The organism is Xylanibacter rarus (assembly GCF_001275135.1).
Lineage (GTDB): Bacteria > Bacteroidota > Bacteroidia > Bacteroidales > Bacteroidaceae > Prevotella > Prevotella rara.
Genome location: NZ_LFQU01000007.1, coordinates 83,055 through 103,213, shown reverse-complemented (window position 1 = coordinate 103,213; position 20,159 = coordinate 83,055). Strand labels below are relative to the sequence as shown.

Sequence of the window (20,159 nt, the reverse complement as noted above, 5' to 3'; positions counted from 1 at the left end):
ACGGCCTAATCGGTAATCTGATTACTTAATACCAACAGATAATGATGGTTTTAAGGGACAACTAAGTAAAAAACGTGCTTTACTTAAAATCACAAGCAAAAAGACATATAAAATTTCTAAATTATTAACCTATCGTTCACCTGTAATGAACAGACCTGTTTCGCATCATAAATGCCCCCTTATTTGTGACTGTAAATACACTACTATTATTTATAAATTAAACCATATGGATTTATTTCATTTTGAAATTTATAAAATCATCCTAGAAATTTATAATAAAACAAGAAAGATGTTCACGACTTTTGCCTTGATTATTAATCATAATTGACATATAGAATAATAAGCTATTTTTATCCAAATAAAAAGCCCTACATTCATATCACTACGAATGTAAGGGCAACAACCTTAAAACAACCTATCGAATGTATTAATTAACCATTATCATGCTAACATTTTGCTCATATACTTTCTAATAACCTTACGAGCACTACCTAACTTATTTTCGACACTCTTATAATTCATATTTAATGTTTTAGATATCTCAGAAACAGCCAAATCGTCGTATATATTCATCTTGTAAATCTTTCGTTGATTTTCATTTAGTTTCTGAATTCCGCAATCAAGTATTTCGATAATTTCCTCAAATGAATAATTGGGAAAGTCATCACAAGAGTCCTTTTTAGTCTTAGACACAACATAACAAGAATAATCATCCACTGATTTTTTATGCCTATAATAATCGTATATAAGATTGCGCGTTATAGTATAGACCAAATTTGAAAGACTCTCTTCCGTCAAAATTTTATCTATTGACAATAACTTAATAAATACATTTTGAACAATATCATCGGCGTATTCTGTTTCTTTAATTCTGCTTACAACGAATGCACGCAAATCATTAAAATGCTCTGCATAATACTTGCCAATTGTAGTAAATTTAGTTTCGAGTTTTTCCATAGCTGTAAATTAGCTTTATATATGCAAAGATACTTCATTTCCTACGACACAAAAAATGAATCAATCTATTTATTCCTGCCGTATACAAATTCAAATTGTTTTGAAACATCTAAAAAAGTTATAGCCAACAGCATTTACAAAAAGCAGAATCTCTAGCAATAAAACACAGCCATCTGACAATCAATTAATTATCAATAATATTTTATTAAAGCAATAGCCGTAATCATTACTTATATCTAATTTCAAAATGTCAGGCAGATATTATTACGAATAACAAAAGCAATAATGATCTCCCGCACTTAATTAATAACAATAAAAGTAAGCGACAATTATGGCACAGTATTTGCAAGTTGATTTGACGATTACTTATTACAAAAATACATTTAAAATACATATAGCTATGCAAAAAGGAAATATTGGGGTTACAACAGAAAACATTTTCCCCGTCATCAAAAAATTCTTGTATTCAGACCATGAAATATTCCTTCGTGAAATGGTAAGCAATGCTGTAGATGCAACACAGAAAATAAAAACACTTGCTGATAAAGGAATATTCAAAGGTGAACTTGGCGATTTGACGGTACGTGTTACTCTCGACGAGAAAAACAACACACTTACAATCAGCGACCGAGGCATCGGTATGACAGAAGAGGAGATTGACAAATATATTAACCAAATTGCATTTTCAGGTGTTAATGATTTCCTTAATAAATATAAAGACAATGCCAATGCGATAATCGGACATTTTGGACTTGGTTTCTATAGTTCGTTTATGGTCAGCAACAAGGTGGAAATCATAACAAAGAGCTACAAAGACGGAGCAAAAGCGGTTAAATGGAGCTGTGACGGCAGTCCGGCATACGAAATAGACGATGCAGAAAAAGCAGATAGAGGTTCAGATATAATACTTCATATTGACGATGACTGTAAAGAATTTTTGGAAAAGGCACGCATACAGTCTCTGCTAAACAAATATTGCAAATTTATGCCCGTTCCTGTAGCTTTTGGCAAAAAGACAGAATGGAAAGACGGAAAACAAGTTGAAACAGAAGAAGACAATATAATAAACAGTGTAGAGCCGTTATGGACAAAAACTCCAAGTACGCTTAAGGACGAGGATTACAAAAAGTTCTACAACGAACTCTATCCTATGCAGGATGAACCTCTGTTCTGGATACATCTTAATGTAGACTATCCATTCAACCTAACAGGTATATTATATTTCCCACGCATCAAGTCTAATATTGAACTTCAGCGTAATAAAATACAGCTATACTGCAATCAGGTATTCGTAACAGATCAAGTTGAAGGCATAGTTCCTGAATTCCTTACACTATTACACGGAGTAATTGATTCTCCGGATATACCTCTAAACGTAAGTCGAAGCTATCTGCAAAGTGACAGAGACGTAAAGAAGATCTCTACATACATTACTAAAAAAGTTGCAGACAGACTCAACAGCATATTCAAAGAAAACCGCAAAGATTATGAAAGCAAATGGGATGACCTGAAGCTTTTCATAAATTACGGTATGCTGTCTCAAGAGGATTTCTATGATAGGGCTAAGGACTTTGCACTGTTGAAAGATGTTGAAGGCAAATATTTCACATTTGACGAATACAAACAATTAATAAAAGACAATCAGACAGACAAAGACGGACAGCTTATTTATCTTTATGCAAACAATAAAGAAGAAGAATATTCTTATATTGAAGCTGCAAAAGATAAGGGATATAGTGTATTGTTGCTTGACGGACAGCTCGATGTTCCTGTTGTTTCAATGCTTGAGCAGAAATTTGAGAAGAGCAGATTCATGCGCGTAGACAGCGATATTATAGACCGTCTTATTGTCAAAGATGATGTCAAGAAGACAGAACTTGACAGCGATCAAGCCGACAATTTGTCAGCAGCATTCCGTTCACAGATGCCTAAAATTAACAAAGTTGAATTCAATATTGAAGTTCAAGCCCTGGGAGAGAATGGCATGCCTGTAATGATCACTCAAAGTGAGTATATGCGCAGAATGAAAGACATAAGCCGTTTCCAAAGCGGAATGAGTTTCTATGCTCAGATGCCAGACAGCTATAGTCTTGTTCTGAACAGCGATCATAAGCTCATAAAAAATATTCTTGATGATGAAACCAGCAAATGCAGTGATGCTCTTAACCCTGTAATCAGCGAAATAAAGGGTCAACAAGCACGCCTTGCAGCTCTACATCAGAATCAAAGCAAGAAAAAGCCGGAAGAAATTACTCAAGAAGAAAAGGATGATCTTGCAAATACAGAAAAAGCATTAAACGAACAACGTGAGAAAAAGAACCAAATCATCTCAGAATACGCTAAAGATAACAAAATTGTGCATCAGCTAATAGACTTGGCTCTGCTTCAGAACGGCATGCTGAAAGGATCATCCCTCGATGCATTTATTAAACGTTCTGTTTCTTTAATAAAATAAGAAACAGCGTTGTAACACTTTGCAACATAAAATCAATTAACTCAACTTATAAAAAAATACACCCAAGCATTTAAGTTTTAACTCAAGCTTGGGTGTATTTTATTTTTGTTTTATCAAGAATAGATCTTCATCTTCAGCAATCATTTTTCCTAATCTTGTGTTTAAGCTAATTAATTTGACTGTTTTTCACATAATAAACCACTGAGTTTTACATCAAAAATCATTGACTTTTACCTTAAAAGTCTATTAGTTTCAAATCGAATAAAGATACAGCGTTATTTATCCAAAATCAAACATCCAGCACCGCACACGACATAATTTATCATGAAACGCAGATAAAAACTATCAATTACGTTCCATGTATATTACAAAATAAATTATTACATAAAATATTCAGATAAGACGCTATCAACCATCACATAAAAATCTAACACTTGCAATATCCGAAACAATACCAGTTATTCACCAAACATTTTAAGATATAGATGTATTTCGTTATACGTAACATCCGGTCCGACACCTGAATATATATCACTTACGGACCTATTATTTGGATTATTAATAATAAAAGTCTTTATAGCTTTTATATGCTCCTCAGGTACAAGACGATCCATCTCAAGTTCACCAGCCTCAACATAACGGGCAATATGTCCAAATACAGTGCCATAAACAAGTCCTCTTTCTTTAGCAATCTGCTCTATTGTCATACCAGAAGAAAACATGTCATAGCTAATTTTATAAGTTGGTATCTTCGGCTCTTTCACTGTCTTTGGTTTTCTTGCCTTTACTATTTTCTTTCCACCATCATCAATACTCAATAATATCTTCGATTTTATCCGGAGATAATTCGGTATTGAAAATTCAACATTATTGTCTTCCGCATGTATGAAAAGCTGTTTTTTTAGTTCTATATCCCTGAAGAAGACACTATATCTGTCATCAAACTGTTTTTTAACAGCCTTATTCTCAATCTCAACTTTTGTTTTGTTGCACAACAAGGTGAAAACCTTCATCTCTTCAGAGAAATACGCTGCAGCTTTATGTATCCTCGTCTGAATATCAGGGCTGCTTATATCAGGATTTGCATGCAACATTCTTGTATATTGTATTTTAAAGCGATATGACACATCAATAATGCGCTCAAACGACAGCCCTATACGTTTATATTCAGCCAAGAGTTTCGGATATTTTTTATACAAATGCTCATCAAGCGTTCTCAACAACATATCAAACGAAGACTTCAATGACGAAAAATCGAACAATTCGTCCAACAACTGTATAACATAAGAATTATGCAAAGCTGATAATGTTTCTGCAGACGGAACACGCTTGTCGATAGTGTTAATATATGCATCCAAAGTACTGTCACTGATTATGGCATCACGTTGTAAAGGGGCACTCAACACCATTCCGTCAAGAGTTCTGCAGCGACTTAATGCAACATATGCCTGTCCGTGTGCAAACGAATGTGAAACATCTATTATAGCATGATCAAAAGTCAGTCCCTGGCTTTTATGTATTGTTATAGCCCATGCAAGGCGTAAAGGATACTGTCTGAAAACACCTTCTACAGTTTCTGTTATTTCTTTTGTAGTTTCATCTATAGTATACTTGGCATTTGCCCACTCTGATTTTTCAAGATTGAAGCTTTCTCCTCCATTCTTATCTCTGACAATAATAGCACTTTCATCCAATGACACCACTTCGCCAATCATACCGTTAAAGAAACGTTTCTCTGGGTCATTTTTAATAAACATAACCTGCGCTCCCTGTTTTAGAACCAAATTAACATCGGCTGGATATGAAGTTTCAGGAAAATCCCCCTCAATCTCAGCCTTAAATTCATATTCACGCGAAGGCAACAATGACAGTTCCCTGTCATTTATCATATGTGCCGGATTGTTATGTGTCGTCAAACGAATATAATCGCTGTCTTTCTCTGGAATAAAATCAGGAATATAACGTCTGTTTAAAGCTGACAATGTTTCATTTGTAGCACGATTCTCCCGTATCTGATTCAAGAGAGAGATAAACGTTTCATCTTGCTGTCTGTATACGGTATTAAGCTCAACAGTATGATACTCTGCAGCATTAAGAGCCTTGCTTGAAAAAAAGTAAGGTGTCGGATAATACTTGCTCAACATTGCCCATTCTTCATCTTTTATAACGGGAGCAAGCTGTTGCAGATCGCCAATCATCAGCAGTTGTACACCGCCAAAAGGTTTTCCATGGTCACGGTATCGTCTCATTACGGAATCTATTGCATCAAGCAAATCTGCACGTACCATACTTATTTCATCAATAACAAGCAAGTCCATGGTTCGTATTATGTTACGCTTAACCTTACTGAAACGATAATACTTTTGATCTTCACCTCCAAAGGTAGCTCCAGGCACATAAGGAGACAGAGGAAGTTGAAAGAAGGAATGAATGGTTACTCCTCCTGCATTTATTGCAGCAATACCTGTAGGAGCGAGCACGACAAGCCGTTTAGTTGATTTGTTCTTTATTTCCTTGAGAAACGTTGTTTTACCTGTTCCAGCCTTACCGGTCAAAAAAAGATTTGCCCCGGTATTTTCTATTATATCCCAAGCCATTGCCTGCTCGGAAGCAGCATTCATCATAGTATACTAAAATAAAAACAGATAAGTTGTATTTAAAATATAAAATCGAAAAAGGCGCAGAAAAATCACCACGCCTCGCGATATTTTCCTTCTTCTTTATCTTTCAGCATGCTGAGATATGAATTGTATCTGCTTTCTGAAATATAATGTTCCTCAACAGCTTTTCTTACGGCACATCCCGGTTCATGAGTATGCGTACAATTATTGAAGCGACAATCTTTTGAAAACTTAAATATCTCTTTAAAATATCCACAGATTTCTTCTGGCTCCATATCAAATGTACCAAATCCCTTTATTCCGGGAGTATCAATAACCCATCCCCCGTAAGGTAGTGGAAGCATTTCACTGAATGTTGTAGTATGCATTCCTGTGTTATGAGCTTCACTAATTTCAGCTGTCCGTAAGTTTAATCCTGGTATCAGATGATTTAACAGGGTACTTTTACCTACACCGCTATTTCCACTAAAAAGCGTTATACGGTCTTTTAGCTCAGGGACAAGGCAATCAAGCGATTTTGCATCAAGAGCTGAAACAGCAAAACATGTATAACCTATTGTCTCATAAAGGTTTATCATTAAATTCTGATAGTTTAGTTCAGCTTCCGAAAGTATGTCGGTTTTATTGAATATTAAAGAAACAGGTATTCTGTAAGCTTCTGCTGATGCCAAAAACCTGTCAATAAATGTTGTGGATGTCTCCGGATAATTTACTGTAACAATCAGAAATGCCTGATCTATATTTGCTGCAATAATATGGCTCTGCTTAGAGAGATTTGGAGACTTTCTTATAATATAGTTTTTTCTTTCCTCAATATCTTTTATAAAAGCCGTACCTTCCTGATTGCAGATTATCTCAACACGGTCACCCACAGCAACCGGATTGGTGCTGCGGATGCCCTTTAGTCTAAAATTGCCTTTAATTTTACATTCTACAGTGTGTCCTTCGTCGGTTTTAACCGAATACCAACTACCTGTATTTTTTATTACAAGTCCTCTCACTGCTGTTATACTGTCATTATTTCCTTATTCTTTGCAGCAAGCAAATCATCGATTTTCTTGATATACTTATCATGAAGTTTCTGCAATTCAGCCTCTGCATCTTTTTCATTATCCTCTGAAAGGCCGTCTTTTATAGCTTTTTTAAGTTTGTCTTTTACATCAGCACGCACATTACGTACCTCAACCTTAGCCTTCTCTCCAATCTTGTTGCATTGTTTAGCGAGTTCCTTACGACGCTCCTCTGTGGGCTGTGGTATGCCAAGTCTTATTATCTCACCATTGTTTTCAGGAGTTATGCCAACATCTGAGTCCATAATGGCTTTCTCAATATCCCTAATCATTTTTTTATCCCATGGGCGTATGGCTATTGTCCGCGCATCAGGTGTTGACACATTAGCAACTTGATTCAAAGGAACCATTGATCCGTATGAATCTACTCTTATACCATCAAGAATGGCAACATTTGCACGTCCGGCACGTACACGAGAGAGCTGCTCATCTAAAAACATAGCAGCCATTTCCATTCTCTCTTCGCTTTCGCTTAAAGTTGTCTTTACGTCTAACATATATAATTATATTTTGTTACATAAATATTTTCAAATCAAGCTCCAAAACACATCACTACAGATATTGTCTTTTTTGCTATTTATTGATATTTCTATTCATCTGCTCATGAACCATATTTGTGAGGTCAACAAACTGCTGTATTGAAAGTTGCTCAGGTCTCTTTGTCATTATATCCTGTTCAAAAAAGCTGTCATCAGGCATTCTGTCAAACAATTGTTTTAATGATACACGAAGCATCTTCCTCCGTTGGTTAAAAACAGCCTTTACAACACGCCTGAACATATGCCAATCACACCCCAAATCATTAACATTGTTACGAGTTATACGAATAACTGCACTTTTAACTTTTGGCGGTGGATTGAATACGTTTTCATCAACTGTGAACAAATACTCAACATCGTACCAGGCCTGAATAAGCACACTTAGTATTCCATACGCTTTTGTTCCAGGTTCGGAAGCCATACGCTGAGCCACTTCACGTTGAATCATTCCGGTACAACATGGTATCAAATCTTTATTATCCAACATCTTAAAAAAGATTTGTGAAGATATGTCATAAGGATAGTTTCCCGTAAGAACAAACTTCCGTCCGTTGAATACTGTATTCAGATCCATTTTAAGGAAATCATCCTCAATAATGTTTTCTCTTAAATCCGGATATTTTTCATTAAGATAATTAACAGATTCAGAATCTATTTCAACAACCTTTACATCTCTGTTTTTTTGAACAAGATACTGAGTCAATACACCCATACCGGGACCTACCTCCAAAATTGGAATATCAGGGCATGCATCTACGGTATCGGCTATTGCATTGGCAATATTAAGATCCGTCAGAAAATGCTGTCCTAAATTTTTCTTTGGCCGTACTGTTCTCATATCTTATTTTTTGTTTTTGCAAAAATAAATAAATATTTTGCAAAACAGACACATTGACATGGAAAAAATAATATTATCTGAAAATAATATGACAAAAATAAGTTACATTGTTACTTTTTCCCGTCTTAAATTTAAAACACATTTATAACAAACGATTAACTAATTTAAAATCAAATCCAATGAAAACATTAAACAAATACCATGGAGTTGTAGTGCCAATGGTCACACCTATTACAAAGAATAACGAAATTGATATTGATGCCGTAAAACGAATTATAAATAATTTTGCTCAATATAATGTATCTGCATTGATAATGGGAACAACAGGAGAAGGTAATTCTGTTTCAGTTGAAAGTGGCGTTAAAATGATAAAAGCTGCATCGGAGGCAGCCGCAGGAAGAATAACAATATACGCCGGACTTGCCGGGAATTGTATTTCAGAACAATATGATGCGGCTGTAAAGTTTATTGAAGCAGGTGCAGATGTCATTGCAGCCACACTGCCATGCTACTATTCATTAACACCGAAACAAATGTATGAATACTACAAGAATCTTGCAGACACGCTTACTGCTCCTTTAATGCTATACAACATAACTATAACTACCCACATGAGCATACCACTTGACGTTATTGAAAAACTAAGCCATCATCCCAACATTGTTGGATTAAAAGACTCTGAAAACAACATTCAACGCATGGAAGAAGCGTTAACACTATTCTCTGACCGCGAAGATTTTGCATACTTCTGTGGATGCGCAGCTAATTCTGCAAAAGCTCTGTCACTAGGAGCAGACGGCATTGTGCCAAGCGTAGGTAATTATTTGCCTAAGATATATAATGACTTGTTTGAAGCCGGAATAAGCGGAAACACAGAAATTGCAAATGATCTACAAGCTAAAACAATTGAAATTGGAAAAATAAATACCGACAATCTTACACTTGGCGAATCCCTTGCAGGTTTAAAAGTTATAATGAAGATGTATGGACTTTGTGAGACATATATGCTACCTCCCCTTACAGAGCTTGAAGAAGAAACTGTAATTAACATTCAAAATAAAGTCAGGGATATCATTAATAAATATAAATAACATGTAATACTAACCTTAAAAAACATACCATGAATTACGAAGGTCTACACTGGATTGACACAACAATCGTGATCGCATCCGTATTGCTTGCCATAGGTGTTGGCATTTATTTTGCAAAAAGACAAAACTCAACAGAAGCTTATTTTGCTGCAAGCGGCAACATACCTGCATGGGCTGTCGGTATGTCTATGTTTGCGACAATCATAAGTAGTGTAACATTTTTAGCATACCCAGGAAGCGCATATTCAGGAAATTGGATTTTATTAGTACAAGGTCTGATGGTTCCATTGGTTTTACTTGGAGTAATAGGCTTTATCGTTCCATTATACAGAAGAGTAATAAAACTTAGCACATACGAATACTTTGAAAGACGTTTTGGAGCATTTGCACGATTCTATAGTTCTATAGCATTTGTGTTGGAACATTTTTCTAAAATGGGAACCATACTATATCTACTAGCCATGGCCATGGTTGCTTTTTCTGGCGGAATAAATATCACTTGGTTTATCATTAGTATTGGTATTGCAGTTATTATTCTTACATACTTCGGCGGCATGGAAGCTATAATATGGATGGACGTCATCCAAGGATTTCTCCTTATCATTGGCGGAATAATGGCTATTGCCATGTTATTCCATCTAACAGAGGGAGGGGCTTCCGCGATATTAAATATAGCTGCAGAACATAACAAAATTGATTTCGGTCCATACGCTTGGGATTTCACACAATTGACATTTATTGTAATGGTGTTTAATGGCATCTTCTATGCCATACAGAAATATGGTACAGACCAAAGTATTGTACAGCGATATCTTACCGCAAGAACTGATAAAAGCGCAAAAAAAGCGTCATATCTGGGAATTATGCTAAGTGTACCGACATGGGCTTTATTTATGTTCGTTGGCACATGTTTATTTGCATATTATCAGATAAATGCAGGCGATTTACCGTCAGGTATTAAGAGTGATGAAATTTTCCCATATTTTATTGCGACAGAAATGCCAATCGGAATAACCGGACTTATAATCTCCGCATTGATTGCAGGAGCGATATCTAGTTTGGATGCAGATGTTAATTGCATATCAGCTGTAGTTGTAGAAGATTACTATACACGTTTTCGCCCAAAAGCAACAGACAAGCAAAAATTACTTGTCGGACGCATATCTGTAATTGCAATAGGCATAGGAGCTATCCTAATTGCATTATTATATGTAGCCTGGGGAGGTGAAGGCGTTTTAGGTACATTATTCGGGCTTTATGCAATATTGTCTGCAGGCATCGTCGGCATATTTCTACTAGGTCTGTTCAGTCGCAGAGCAAATTGGCAAGGATTATACATAGGTATTGCGGCTGCAATCTTATTCACAGCATATGCAGTATTAACGACAACAAAATTTGGCAACGATCCTAATGCTGGAATAATTTTAGATCTTGAAGATTGGAATTTCAGACATCACACTTATATGCTCGGCGTATATAGTCACCTTATTGTATTGGTCGTTGGGTATATTGCGAGTCTGTTTTTCAAGACACCTCTTGCTGATAAGGAGCTGACAATATATGGTTACCTTGAAGAAAAGAAAAATAAAAAATAACATATTACAAATATGAAAGAAATTACATTACTTCAACCACAAAAGATTGTGTTTGGAACAAATTGTATAGACAAATTTGTGAACGACTATTTAAAACTTGGTCTTAACCGTCTATTCATTATAACCATGCCAGTAATTAGGCCTTTGATTTCCAATATGGTTGAAAGACTTAATAAAAATGGCATACATATTGAGTTTTACGAAAAGATATGCAATGAGCCATCTATAACAGACTTTGATGCTCTAATGGCAGAAGCAAAAAAATTCGGTGCAGACAGTTTTCTTGGCATCGGCGGTGGAAGCATTCTTGATATAACTAAGCTTGTTGCCACATTGATTAACAGCAATCAAAAAATTGAAGATTTATTCGGCATTGATCTTATTAATCAGAAAGGGAAATGGTTTGCGTGTATGCCGACTACAGCCGGTACGGGTAGCGAAGTATCACCCAACGCAATATTACTTGATGAAAAAGACTCTTTGAAAAAAGGTGTTGTAAGTCCATATTTAATAGCAGATGCGGCATACATTGACCCCAAACTGACATGGAGCGTACCTGCCAAAATAACAGCAGAAACAGGTATGGATGCCTTAACTCATTGCATTGAAGCATATACAAACAAGTTTGCACATCCTATAGTTGACATGTATGCACTTCAAGGCATTAAATTAATCGCAAGCAACATATTTAAAGCTGTAACAGACGGGAATAACGTTGAAGCACGTGAGGCAATGGCATTAGGAAGTATGTATGGTGGTTTATGCCTTGGACCTGTTAATACAGCTGCTGTTCATGCCTTATCATATCCACTTGGAGGAGAGTTTCATATATCACATGGATTGTCAAATGCAATATTGCTACCTTCTGTCATGAAGTTTAATTACACCGCAAATCTTAAAAAGTATGCAGATATAGCAATTGCATTTGGTGCAAAACGTGGAACAACAGATGAAGAGACGGCTCTAAATGGAGTTGATTATATAACAAACCTTTCAATAAAATGTGGAATACCTACAACACTTACAGAAATTGGCATTCCGCAAGAAGCAGTAAGCCGTATGGCAAAAGCAGCAATGAAAGTACAAAGGTTACTAAAGAATAATCCACGTGAAGTTACAGAAACAGACGCATGTGATATTTACAACAATCTATACAAATAAAACAAGACCATGGATACGAACAAAAAGCCAATATTAGCATTAACAATGGGCGATCCTGCTGGTATTGGTCCTGAAATAATAATAAAATCTCTTGCTTTTAAAGAGACCTATAATAAATGTAATCCTGTTGTTATTGGTGACGCGTCAATAATGGAATATGCAGTCAAACAATGCAATATATCTTTATCTATTAATGCTATTGATGATATAAAAGACGCAATATTTACCTATGGGACAATAGACGTATATGATTTAAAATGTATCAATATGGATACATTCAAACAGGGCAAGGTAGATGCTCAATGCGGCAATGCGGCATTTTTGGCGGTAAAAAAGGCCATTGAACTTGCTATGGCAAATATCGTTGACGGCACTGTAACTGCTCCCCTAAATAAAGAATCCCTAAATATGGCAGGACACCATTTTGATGGTCACACAGAAATATATGCCCATTTTACGAATACAAAAAAATATGCCATGCTGCTTGCTGATGAATTTATGCGTGTAATTCATGTATCAACACATGTACCACTTCGAAAAGCGTGTGACTTAGTGAAAAAACAACGCATAATTGACGTCACCGAACTAATATATAATGCATGTCAACAATTTGGCATTTCACATCCCCAAATAGGCATTGCCGGTCTTAATCCTCACGCTAGCGACAATGGACTCTTCGGTGATGAAGAAAGGAATGAAATCATACCTGCTATAGAAGAACTGCGTTTAAAAGGATATGATGTAGAAGGTCCGATTCCACCAGATACATTATTTGCAAAAGCAAAATGTGGAAAATACGACGGATGTGTGGCCATGTACCACGACCAAGGGCATATTCCATTTAAGGTCGTAGGTTTCAACTGGAATAAAGAAACAGGCCAAATGGAAAGTGCGAAAGGTGTTAACATAACATTAGGATTGCCAATAATACGTGTTTCCGTAGACCATGGAACAGCGTTCGACGTTGTTGGGAAAAATATAGCAAGTCCTGATGCGATGATGCTTTCAATAGATTATGCATCACGCATGGCAAGGGAAAGAATAAATAATCAGAAATAAATTTTTCAACATGATTGTTGTCATTTCAGACGATATTACAGGTGCAGCAGAACTTGGAGGTATTGCATTAAGATATGGATTAAATACAATAATTACAACTGATATCACCAATGTTCTGCCGCATTCAGATATACTTATTATTGCTACTGATACCCGTTCTGATACTGAGTCTGGCTCTGTAAAAGCTATCAAACATTTAATGTGTAAATTGAAAGATAAAGCCATTACAATATACAAAAAGACAGATTCAGTTCTACGTGGCCATATTGTAGCAGAAATTAAAACGATAATCTCATATTCCTATTATAGGAACACATTATTGTTACCTCAAAATCCGTCTAAGGGGAGAATTATTAAAGACGGTATCTATTACATCTATGAAAATAAATTAGATAAAACCAAATTCAGGAATGACCCGGAATATCCAATATTATCATCAAACGTTAATACATTATTAAATAATTCAGCCAAAATCCTCAATATAGACGATATTACTTTATCTGATAATAATATTTACATTGCAAATGCCCAAAATGAAAACGACATCATTATACAATTATCCAAAGCGCATAAACACACATTACTTTCCGGTGGAGCAGATTTCTTTAACTGCATAATAAAGAAAGAATTTAATGTTTATCCGTTAAGAAAAGAAGTTGCAAAGATTCCAAATGCAAATCGCATTATAATTGTATGCGGAAGTACACAAAGTAATTCTCTTGTCAATGAACCTTATATAACAGAGCACAACGGATATGAAGCTGTAATGCCTGATGATGTATTTAACGGACATGGAATAAATAAATGGATTATTAAGCTAAAAAAGTTATATGATAAACATGAAACAATGATTCTCAATGTTGGAAAAAGAGAAAATCGAGGAAAAGAATATGCAGTCAGACTTAAACATATCATGGCTGAAGCCACAAGAACTCTCGTTAAAATACATCAACCGGACATACTAATCATAGAAGGAGGAGCTACAGCATATTCAATAATTCAAAATTTGAAGTGGTACAACTTGGAATTTAAGACGGAATACTCTCCAGGTATAGTGAGTATGCTTTATGATAAAACCGAAATAATATTAAAACCTGGCAGTTACTCTTGGAATGACATATTTAAATCCAACAAATAGTAACAAATTAAAATCTATGATATGCATTGTAATTTTTCTATAATCTTTTCTAAAGCCCCAAATACGATTTCATTTTCAAAAGAAGACAAACACAACCGCAAAATAAAGTTGCATAACAAAAATATAAATCGGCCATAATGAGGCTGACATTTTTATTCCGACATAAAGACTTTTATAAACTTGATACAAATCACCAAGTTTACCACATGAAATTCCATATGACAAAGAAAGAACTATAACAATAAATGCAAATAAAGGAACTGCGCCGGCCGTAAAAGCGCTAGGACACAATTCGCCTGTAACTCCTAATAGAACCGCATGTGGAACAAATGTCAGAGAAATTATGACAATACAAAATACGATAAAAAATATAGCAGAAATAATTAATGCATGTTTCTCTCTATATGTGATGGGACTCCCCCTATAAACACATAAAATAGCATCACAAAAACCACTATACCTAAATGTGCCCCATGCAATTGAGCACAAGACTAACCATACTAATAGTGGAGATGCCAAACAATAAGCAAAACCACCCATAAACTGACGCACCCCTTCTTCACTTATCATTGACCTTATTGGTAATGATGGATTAACAGAACTGACAATCCACGAAAATACTATCACACAAATAAACATTAACAACAATGTCAATGCGGATAAAGCCAATACTTGTTTACGATGCATCATTTAAATAATTCATTAATTATAAATCATCTGGTATAATATTATCCACGTCAAGAATATGAAGTTCAATCGCTCTGGTTACCAATCTTGTTGCATTTATTCCAACACCTCCATTACCATCAGGGAATAGTCTGCGAATAAGTTCGTTCTGTCTTTTTTCCAAACTCTTAACACCAAAAGGCATACCACGCAATCCCGTTATCTGTTCTTTCGTGTATCCTAATGCAAGATGTCTCAAAAAACGCTCATCATATTCATCAATCTCATAATTTACCAACGCTTCTTGGCGCATTATTTGTTTACTTACGCTATCTTTAAAGCGTTTAACAATCTTTTCAAGTATTGGCTGATTGAAAACATACTTACGCCCTTTCATTACACTAGAAATATCGCCCCGCGTAAGAAGTTCACCACTTTTTAGTATAATTCCGTCACAGCCAGCATCAAGTGCGTCAACCCATAATTTCTCGTTAAGAATTTCGCCAGTGAATATCAAGACTTTAACATCAGGATACAACTCTTTAGTTTGTCTACAAATCTCAACTCCAACCGTTGTTGAGCCGCCAAGTCCTAAATCAAGCAATACCAAATTTGGCAATTGCTGCTTAATCAAATGCCAATACGCAATTTCACTATCTGCAGTACCTATTATCTCTGCCTCAGGTATATCATTTCTTAATATACCTTCCGTTCCTTTTAATTCTAGAGGAACGTCTTCAACTATAATAACTTTAAAACTATTCATTTTAACTCTTAATTTAAGATGTTTTTATATTTGAACAAATATACCTAGCCAAAGTTATACGCAAAATCATCTTGTTCTCCCTTTCCTCGAAAATTGTAACAATACCACATCCATGAAGATTAGTCAGTTCACTATTTTCACGTATAATTTGTCTACATATCAAATATGGAATATTTTTTACTGATGGAACAAACAAATCAATATTAGTTTTCATCAAATCAGACGATAAACTACGGCAGATAACATCAAAAACTATATATTGATTATTTTTAGAGGAAATTATCACATCACCATTTACACATCCGCATTGAGTTTTCAAAATATCAAATAGATACTTTATCAATACGCTATCCCCTAACACGTATTCATCTATACCGATTATTTCTTTTAAAGAGACAGGTTTGCATTCATAAGATACTAAATCAACCTGTCGCTGTATCTGCTCACATAACAGAGTATACAATTCTTTATAATATACAGTAACTTCAATTAAAGGTTGAATATTTTTATCCGCTTCATCAACAAGCTGTCTGATTCGAGAAGGATAATACATTGTTTCATGCTTCAACGCACTCAAACAATTATCTGTAACATTATTACATACATACAGTTTTTCATCCTCATATCTAGCCCGATTAAGTTCGTCTGAAAGATATTCTATATCAGCCTTCTTACGTTCATTCAAGTCAATCGAGTTATCCAAAACACTTTTTATCTGCCCTATCACTTTTTGTAACGAATGAGGATATCTTGAAACATCAACTTCTGAGATAGTTGAAATCTTTTGCGAAATAGATTTATCAGAAAAAAGAAGTTTATTAATATCATTAATTTTGTCTACACAAAAACGATAATATAAGACATGGCGATAATATAACAAATAATATAATCCCGCAGCAGAAATTAATAATATAATAAGAAATATGACTGCTATTACTTTATTTGTTTTCGAACGCTGCATTGTAAGACAATATTCAGCCAAACCTCTATCTGCAGACATTTCTTTAAATAGTTGAGTATAAATTTTATTATTATATACATACAAATCCCATTTATGTAATGCCAAAGAAGCGACTGCACATTCGTTACGAATATCTAGAATTACATCATAATCAGTTTTAATCTCCTTACGAAACCATATAATATCAGCAGGCAAATCCGTCTCTGCGCCTTTTAGCGATATCAAGTCTTTTCCTTGGTGATATGCCTGCTTATAGAATAAATTCAAATAGGAAATTGCAGAATCTGCATAGTTCAACGTTTTTTGATATGTTCCATTAATATTACTATAATATGCAGAATCAGCAAAATTACTTGCTTTTATTAAATATTCTGATTTTACTTTTAAAACAGTATTTGCTTTTATTTCTTTTACATCCTCTGCGTTAAGATTTATCGTCAGACTAAAGCTTATAAGAAATAAAAAGCCACGTAGAATACCATACGGCAAGCGAAAATAAAATCTACTACCCTTTCCTATTTCGCTCTCTGCAAAAATACCACATACATTAAAAATCTGACTAGTCTTACGATACTTGTCAATAATACCTTTACAATTCATAAGACCAAAACCATGTCCATTCTTTATTTTGTGTCCAAACAAGTTTTCCAACTTTTGCTTATCAATACCCTCACCTGTATCAGAAACAGATATTTCAACGTAATCAGTTTTTTCTTCTGCACTAATCACTACAGTTCCACCTGCTTTTGTAAATTTACGAGAATTATCTGAAAGTGTATTAAGCATGAACAAAGTCATTATTTTATCAGCCTTAACTACAGCTGAAGAAGACCGAACTTCTAGTTTTATACCTTTTAGTTGAAAAGAAGCTGTTGATTTTAGCAAGACATTAAAAACATCCTGTAACTTAAAGCTTTCAATATGCAAAGAAAGCTGACCTTGTTGAAGTTGAATCCAATGAGTAAGTACATCATTATATTCATTGATTCTATCAATCAATTCTTTAACATAACAATACCTTTCTCGCCTTATTTCATCTGATTCTACAGACATCTCTATCCGCTTTACCTCATTTATTATTCGATCAATATAAGGCAATACATTATTAACAAGAAAAACCTTAGAACGATTGTCCACGTTTCTTCTTTTAGCTTTTTCTATACTCAAACGACATAAATTCAATTGTTCTTCAACCTCTTCATAACTTTCATCAAGATTATTTAAATACTTACAATTCAACTTATTCCATTCCTGTAAAGGTTTTAACAAATCGTCAATATAAAATTTTTTATCTCGCTTTTTTCTTAAACGATTAAGAATAAAAAACAATGCAATAACAATACATATTAAACAGATTATGAATACTATAAGGACATTAAGTTGCATTGATGTTTTTTCCAATTGTTCAGCACGAGCTTCTAATTGCCTATCTTGTCGCGTTTCTTCTCGTAAATCAAGATATTTATTACGATAAATGTCACTATTATTCTTATCATCAATCGCAGAATAAGCCAAACTCAATTGTTCACAGATACTAGCGACTAAATCAGGTGCTTGGTTTATCAAAGGCTCTGCCAATGCATTTTCCAAACAGATCAAAGAAGATGTATAATCACACACAGTCCAATAACAAAAAGCCAAAGTACGGTATGCTCCTGCAATTTGATATACATCTCCATAACTAACAAATAATGATAATGCTCTTTGTGCTAAATTTCCGGCCAACAAGCTATCAGGCATATTATCAATATTAAGATAGTTTATTGCCAATTTATTATTTAAAGACAACCACGTTCGATTGTCTTTATCTATAAGATGTTCACTTAACGCTTGCAAAGAGTTTGCTTCCCAGTACTTGTATTTTCCTTTCTTAGCATACAAATAACATTTAAACAAATACTCGAATTCTTTTTGAGAAACATCATACTGTGTTTTTCCTTCAATCAATCCGCCGCTCCCTAATTGATATAAATAATTTATATATTGGGCTGTATCCTTATATATTTCAGTTATAGAGTCTATTTGCAATATGGCATGCTTAGCCTTATCAACAAGTCCCAAATAATAGTAATAAGTAGAACTAACTATCAGAAACTCTGATTCGGCATAATTAAGACGCCTTGACAAGCGTTCTGGTAAAGACTTTTTTTCTTCGTTTATTCGCTTTAATCTGGCTTGAGCACGTTCACGAAAATCGTAAAACTTTTTATTTTCTGATTCTCGCTGACACAATCTCATACGCTGAATATCAGCAATTAAAAGTTCTACTTGATTATCTGTAACATAAGTAACGCTATCAAGAAAATCATATGCTTTTTCATAATTCATTTTTGAAATATGAAAAAAAGCCAAATTATTATATGCCTCTGCACATGCAGAAGAATTTCCTTTCGACAAACTTAATGCCTTATTGGCATAATAATAAGTTGAATCCAAGTCCTTGTAATGATATACATAAGATATATCATTCAACCTGTCAACTTCTGATTTTTCGTTTTCAAAAGAACAAGCTGAAAAAAATAAAAGGCTCAATATGCCCAGAAGCACAATCGAGCCTTTCAATACGTATCTATTATCCGCGAGCCTTAGCAATATACCCTAAAGCTTCTTTACACTTATCCGTAATAGCTTGCCAATTACCTGCAGCAATAACATCTTTCGGGAATAACTTAGAACCCATTCCCACACAGAACACGCCTGCTTTAATCCATGAATTAAGATTTTCCTCATCAGGAGAAACGCCACCGGTTACCATCAATTTAGACCAAGGCATAGGAGCCAACATTCCCTTAACCAATTTTGGTCCTAAAACGTCACCTGGGAATACTTTACATAAATCACAGCCTAATTCCTGAGCAAAGCCTACTTCTGAAACACTTCCGCATCCAGGAGTATAAGGAACCAAGCGACGGTTACAAACCTTAGCAATTTCCGGATTAAACAACGGGCCAACTACAAAATTAGCACCAAGTTGGATATACAATGCGGCTGTTGCGGGATCAACAACAGAACCGACACCTAAAGCAAGTTCAGGACATTCAACGGCAGCAAACTTAACTACTTCACCAAACACCTCGTGAGCAAAATCACCACGATTGGTGAATTCGAAAGCACGAACGCCTCCATCATAACATGCTTTTATAACTTTTTTTGCTATTTCTACATCCTTATGATAAAAGACTGGTACCATTCCAGTTGAACTTATCTTGTTCAATACCGCAATTTTATCAAATTTAGCCATT

The 20,159-nt window shown here is 34.8% G+C and carries 15 protein-coding genes; 6 read left to right on the top strand and 9 right to left on the bottom strand.

Translation table 11 applies throughout. From position 1 onward, the window contains the following. Positions 1-441: 441 nt before the first annotated feature. Entirely contained in the window at positions 442-957 is a 516-nt protein-coding gene (locus ACU52_RS05520) for an RNA polymerase sigma factor (RefSeq protein ID WP_021853704.1), read from the bottom strand. A gap of 400 nt (positions 958-1,357) precedes the next feature. On the opposite strand from ACU52_RS05520, the gene htpG reads away from it, so the two are divergent. Continuing rightward, complete coding sequence (gene htpG, locus ACU52_RS05515) at positions 1,358-3,412, top strand: molecular chaperone HtpG (RefSeq protein WP_053398053.1); 2,055 nt, start codon at positions 1,358-1,360, stop codon at positions 3,410-3,412. 458 nt (positions 3,413-3,870) lie between these two features. Here htpG and ACU52_RS05510 read toward each other — a convergent pair whose 3' ends face one another. The 4 genes from ACU52_RS05510 to rsmA all read right to left on the bottom strand — a co-directional run bounded on the left by ACU52_RS05510 (position 3,871) and on the right by rsmA (position 8,480). Continuing rightward, entirely contained in the window at positions 3,871-6,033 is a 2,163-nt protein-coding gene (locus ACU52_RS05510; RefSeq protein WP_082335179.1) for a helix-turn-helix domain-containing protein, read from the bottom strand. Between the two features lie 68 nt (positions 6,034-6,101). Then, positions 6,102-7,034: a ribosome small subunit-dependent GTPase A gene (gene rsgA / locus ACU52_RS05505; protein WP_021854896.1), complete on the bottom strand. Its 933-nt coding sequence runs from the start codon at positions 7,032-7,034 to the stop codon at positions 6,102-6,104. Positions 7,035-7,039: 5 nt separating this feature from the next. Continuing rightward, positions 7,040-7,600 carry a ribosome recycling factor gene (frr, locus tag ACU52_RS05500; RefSeq protein ID WP_021854897.1) on the bottom strand — a complete coding sequence of 187 codons (561 nt, stop codon included), beginning with the start codon at positions 7,598-7,600 and terminating at the stop codon, positions 7,040-7,042. 76 nt (positions 7,601-7,676) lie between these two features. After that, a complete protein-coding gene (gene rsmA, locus ACU52_RS05495) occupies positions 7,677-8,480 on the bottom strand; it encodes a 16S rRNA (adenine(1518)-N(6)/adenine(1519)-N(6))-dimethyltransferase RsmA (RefSeq protein ID WP_021854898.1) in 804 nt (267 codons plus the stop codon). A 179-nt stretch (positions 8,481-8,659) separates the two neighbouring features. Here rsmA and ACU52_RS05490 point away from each other — a divergent pair, with 179 nt between their 5' ends. The 5 genes from ACU52_RS05490 to ACU52_RS05470 are packed head-to-tail and all read left to right on the top strand — an operon-like array spanning position 8,660 to position 14,524. Further along, positions 8,660-9,571 (top strand): dihydrodipicolinate synthase family protein, encoded by a 912-nt coding sequence (locus tag ACU52_RS05490; protein WP_053398051.1) that lies wholly within the window; start codon positions 8,660-8,662, stop codon positions 9,569-9,571. A 29-nt stretch (positions 9,572-9,600) separates the two neighbouring features. Continuing rightward, on the top strand, positions 9,601-11,166 hold the full coding sequence (locus tag ACU52_RS05485) for a sodium:solute symporter family protein (protein ID WP_053398050.1): 1,566 nt from the start codon (positions 9,601-9,603) through the stop codon (positions 11,164-11,166). 12 nt (positions 11,167-11,178) lie between these two features. Further along, positions 11,179-12,327, top strand: a complete 1,149-nt coding sequence (locus ACU52_RS05480) for an iron-containing alcohol dehydrogenase (RefSeq protein WP_053398049.1) — start codon at positions 11,179-11,181, stop codon at positions 12,325-12,327. A 9-nt stretch (positions 12,328-12,336) separates the two neighbouring features. Then, positions 12,337-13,386: a 4-hydroxythreonine-4-phosphate dehydrogenase PdxA gene (gene pdxA, locus ACU52_RS05475; protein ID WP_053398048.1), complete on the top strand. Its 1,050-nt coding sequence runs from the start codon at positions 12,337-12,339 to the stop codon at positions 13,384-13,386. Between the two features lie 10 nt (positions 13,387-13,396). After that, the gene (locus ACU52_RS05470; protein WP_053398047.1) at positions 13,397-14,524 is read left to right on the top strand and encodes a four-carbon acid sugar kinase family protein; all 1,128 of its coding nucleotides are present in this window, start codon (positions 13,397-13,399) and stop codon (positions 14,522-14,524) included. Positions 14,525-14,599: 75 nt separating this feature from the next. On the opposite strand, the gene ACU52_RS05465 is transcribed toward ACU52_RS05470, so the two are convergent. From ACU52_RS05465 to ACU52_RS05450, 4 genes are all read right to left on the bottom strand, one after another. Continuing rightward, positions 14,600-15,094, bottom strand: a complete 495-nt coding sequence (locus ACU52_RS05465) for a hypothetical protein (RefSeq protein ID WP_053398046.1) — start codon at positions 15,092-15,094, stop codon at positions 14,600-14,602. Positions 15,095-15,230: 136 nt separating this feature from the next. After that, positions 15,231-15,956 carry a DUF5932 domain-containing protein gene (locus ACU52_RS05460; protein WP_053398045.1) on the bottom strand — a complete coding sequence of 242 codons (726 nt, stop codon included), beginning with the start codon at positions 15,954-15,956 and terminating at the stop codon, positions 15,231-15,233. A 13-nt stretch (positions 15,957-15,969) separates the two neighbouring features. Then, the gene (locus ACU52_RS05455) at positions 15,970-19,464 is read right to left on the bottom strand and encodes a sensor histidine kinase (protein WP_239684874.1); all 3,495 of its coding nucleotides are present in this window, start codon (positions 19,462-19,464) and stop codon (positions 15,970-15,972) included. Positions 19,465-19,489: 25 nt separating this feature from the next. Continuing rightward, complete coding sequence (locus ACU52_RS05450; protein WP_021854907.1) at positions 19,490-20,158, bottom strand: bifunctional 4-hydroxy-2-oxoglutarate aldolase/2-dehydro-3-deoxy-phosphogluconate aldolase; 669 nt, start codon at positions 20,156-20,158, stop codon at positions 19,490-19,492. Position 20,159: the final 1 nt, after the last annotated feature.

Excerpts from the sequence above, each read along its gene's own strand:
- ACU52_RS05460 (WP_053398045.1), bottom strand. The coding sequence starts at position 15,956 with ATGAATAGTTTTAAAGTTATTATAGTTGAAGACGTTCCTCTAGAATTA.
- ACU52_RS05470 (WP_053398047.1), top strand. The coding sequence starts at position 13,397 with ATGATTGTTGTCATTTCAGACGATATTACAGGTGCAGCAGAACTTGGA.
- htpG (WP_053398053.1), top strand. The coding sequence starts at position 1,358 with ATGCAAAAAGGAAATATTGGGGTTACAACAGAAAACATTTTCCCCGTC.
- ACU52_RS05480 (WP_053398049.1), top strand. The coding sequence starts at position 11,179 with ATGAAAGAAATTACATTACTTCAACCACAAAAGATTGTGTTTGGAACA.
- frr (WP_021854897.1), bottom strand. The coding sequence starts at position 7,600 with ATGTTAGACGTAAAGACAACTTTAAGCGAAAGCGAAGAGAGAATGGAA.
- ACU52_RS05510 (WP_082335179.1), bottom strand. The coding sequence starts at position 6,033 with ATGAATGCTGCTTCCGAGCAGGCAATGGCTTGGGATATAATAGAAAAT.
- ACU52_RS05490 (WP_053398051.1), top strand. The coding sequence starts at position 8,660 with ATGAAAACATTAAACAAATACCATGGAGTTGTAGTGCCAATGGTCACA.
- rsmA (WP_021854898.1), bottom strand. The coding sequence starts at position 8,480 with ATGAGAACAGTACGGCCAAAGAAAAATTTAGGACAGCATTTTCTGACG.
- ACU52_RS05485 (WP_053398050.1), top strand. The coding sequence starts at position 9,601 with ATGAATTACGAAGGTCTACACTGGATTGACACAACAATCGTGATCGCA.
- ACU52_RS05450 (WP_021854907.1), bottom strand. The coding sequence starts at position 20,158 with ATGGCTAAATTTGATAAAATTGCGGTATTGAACAAGATAAGTTCAACT.
- pdxA (WP_053398048.1), top strand. The coding sequence starts at position 12,337 with ATGGATACGAACAAAAAGCCAATATTAGCATTAACAATGGGCGATCCT.
- ACU52_RS05465 (WP_053398046.1), bottom strand. The coding sequence starts at position 15,094 with ATGATAAGTGAAGAAGGGGTGCGTCAGTTTATGGGTGGTTTTGCTTAT.
- ACU52_RS05520 (WP_021853704.1), bottom strand. The coding sequence starts at position 957 with ATGGAAAAACTCGAAACTAAATTTACTACAATTGGCAAGTATTATGCA.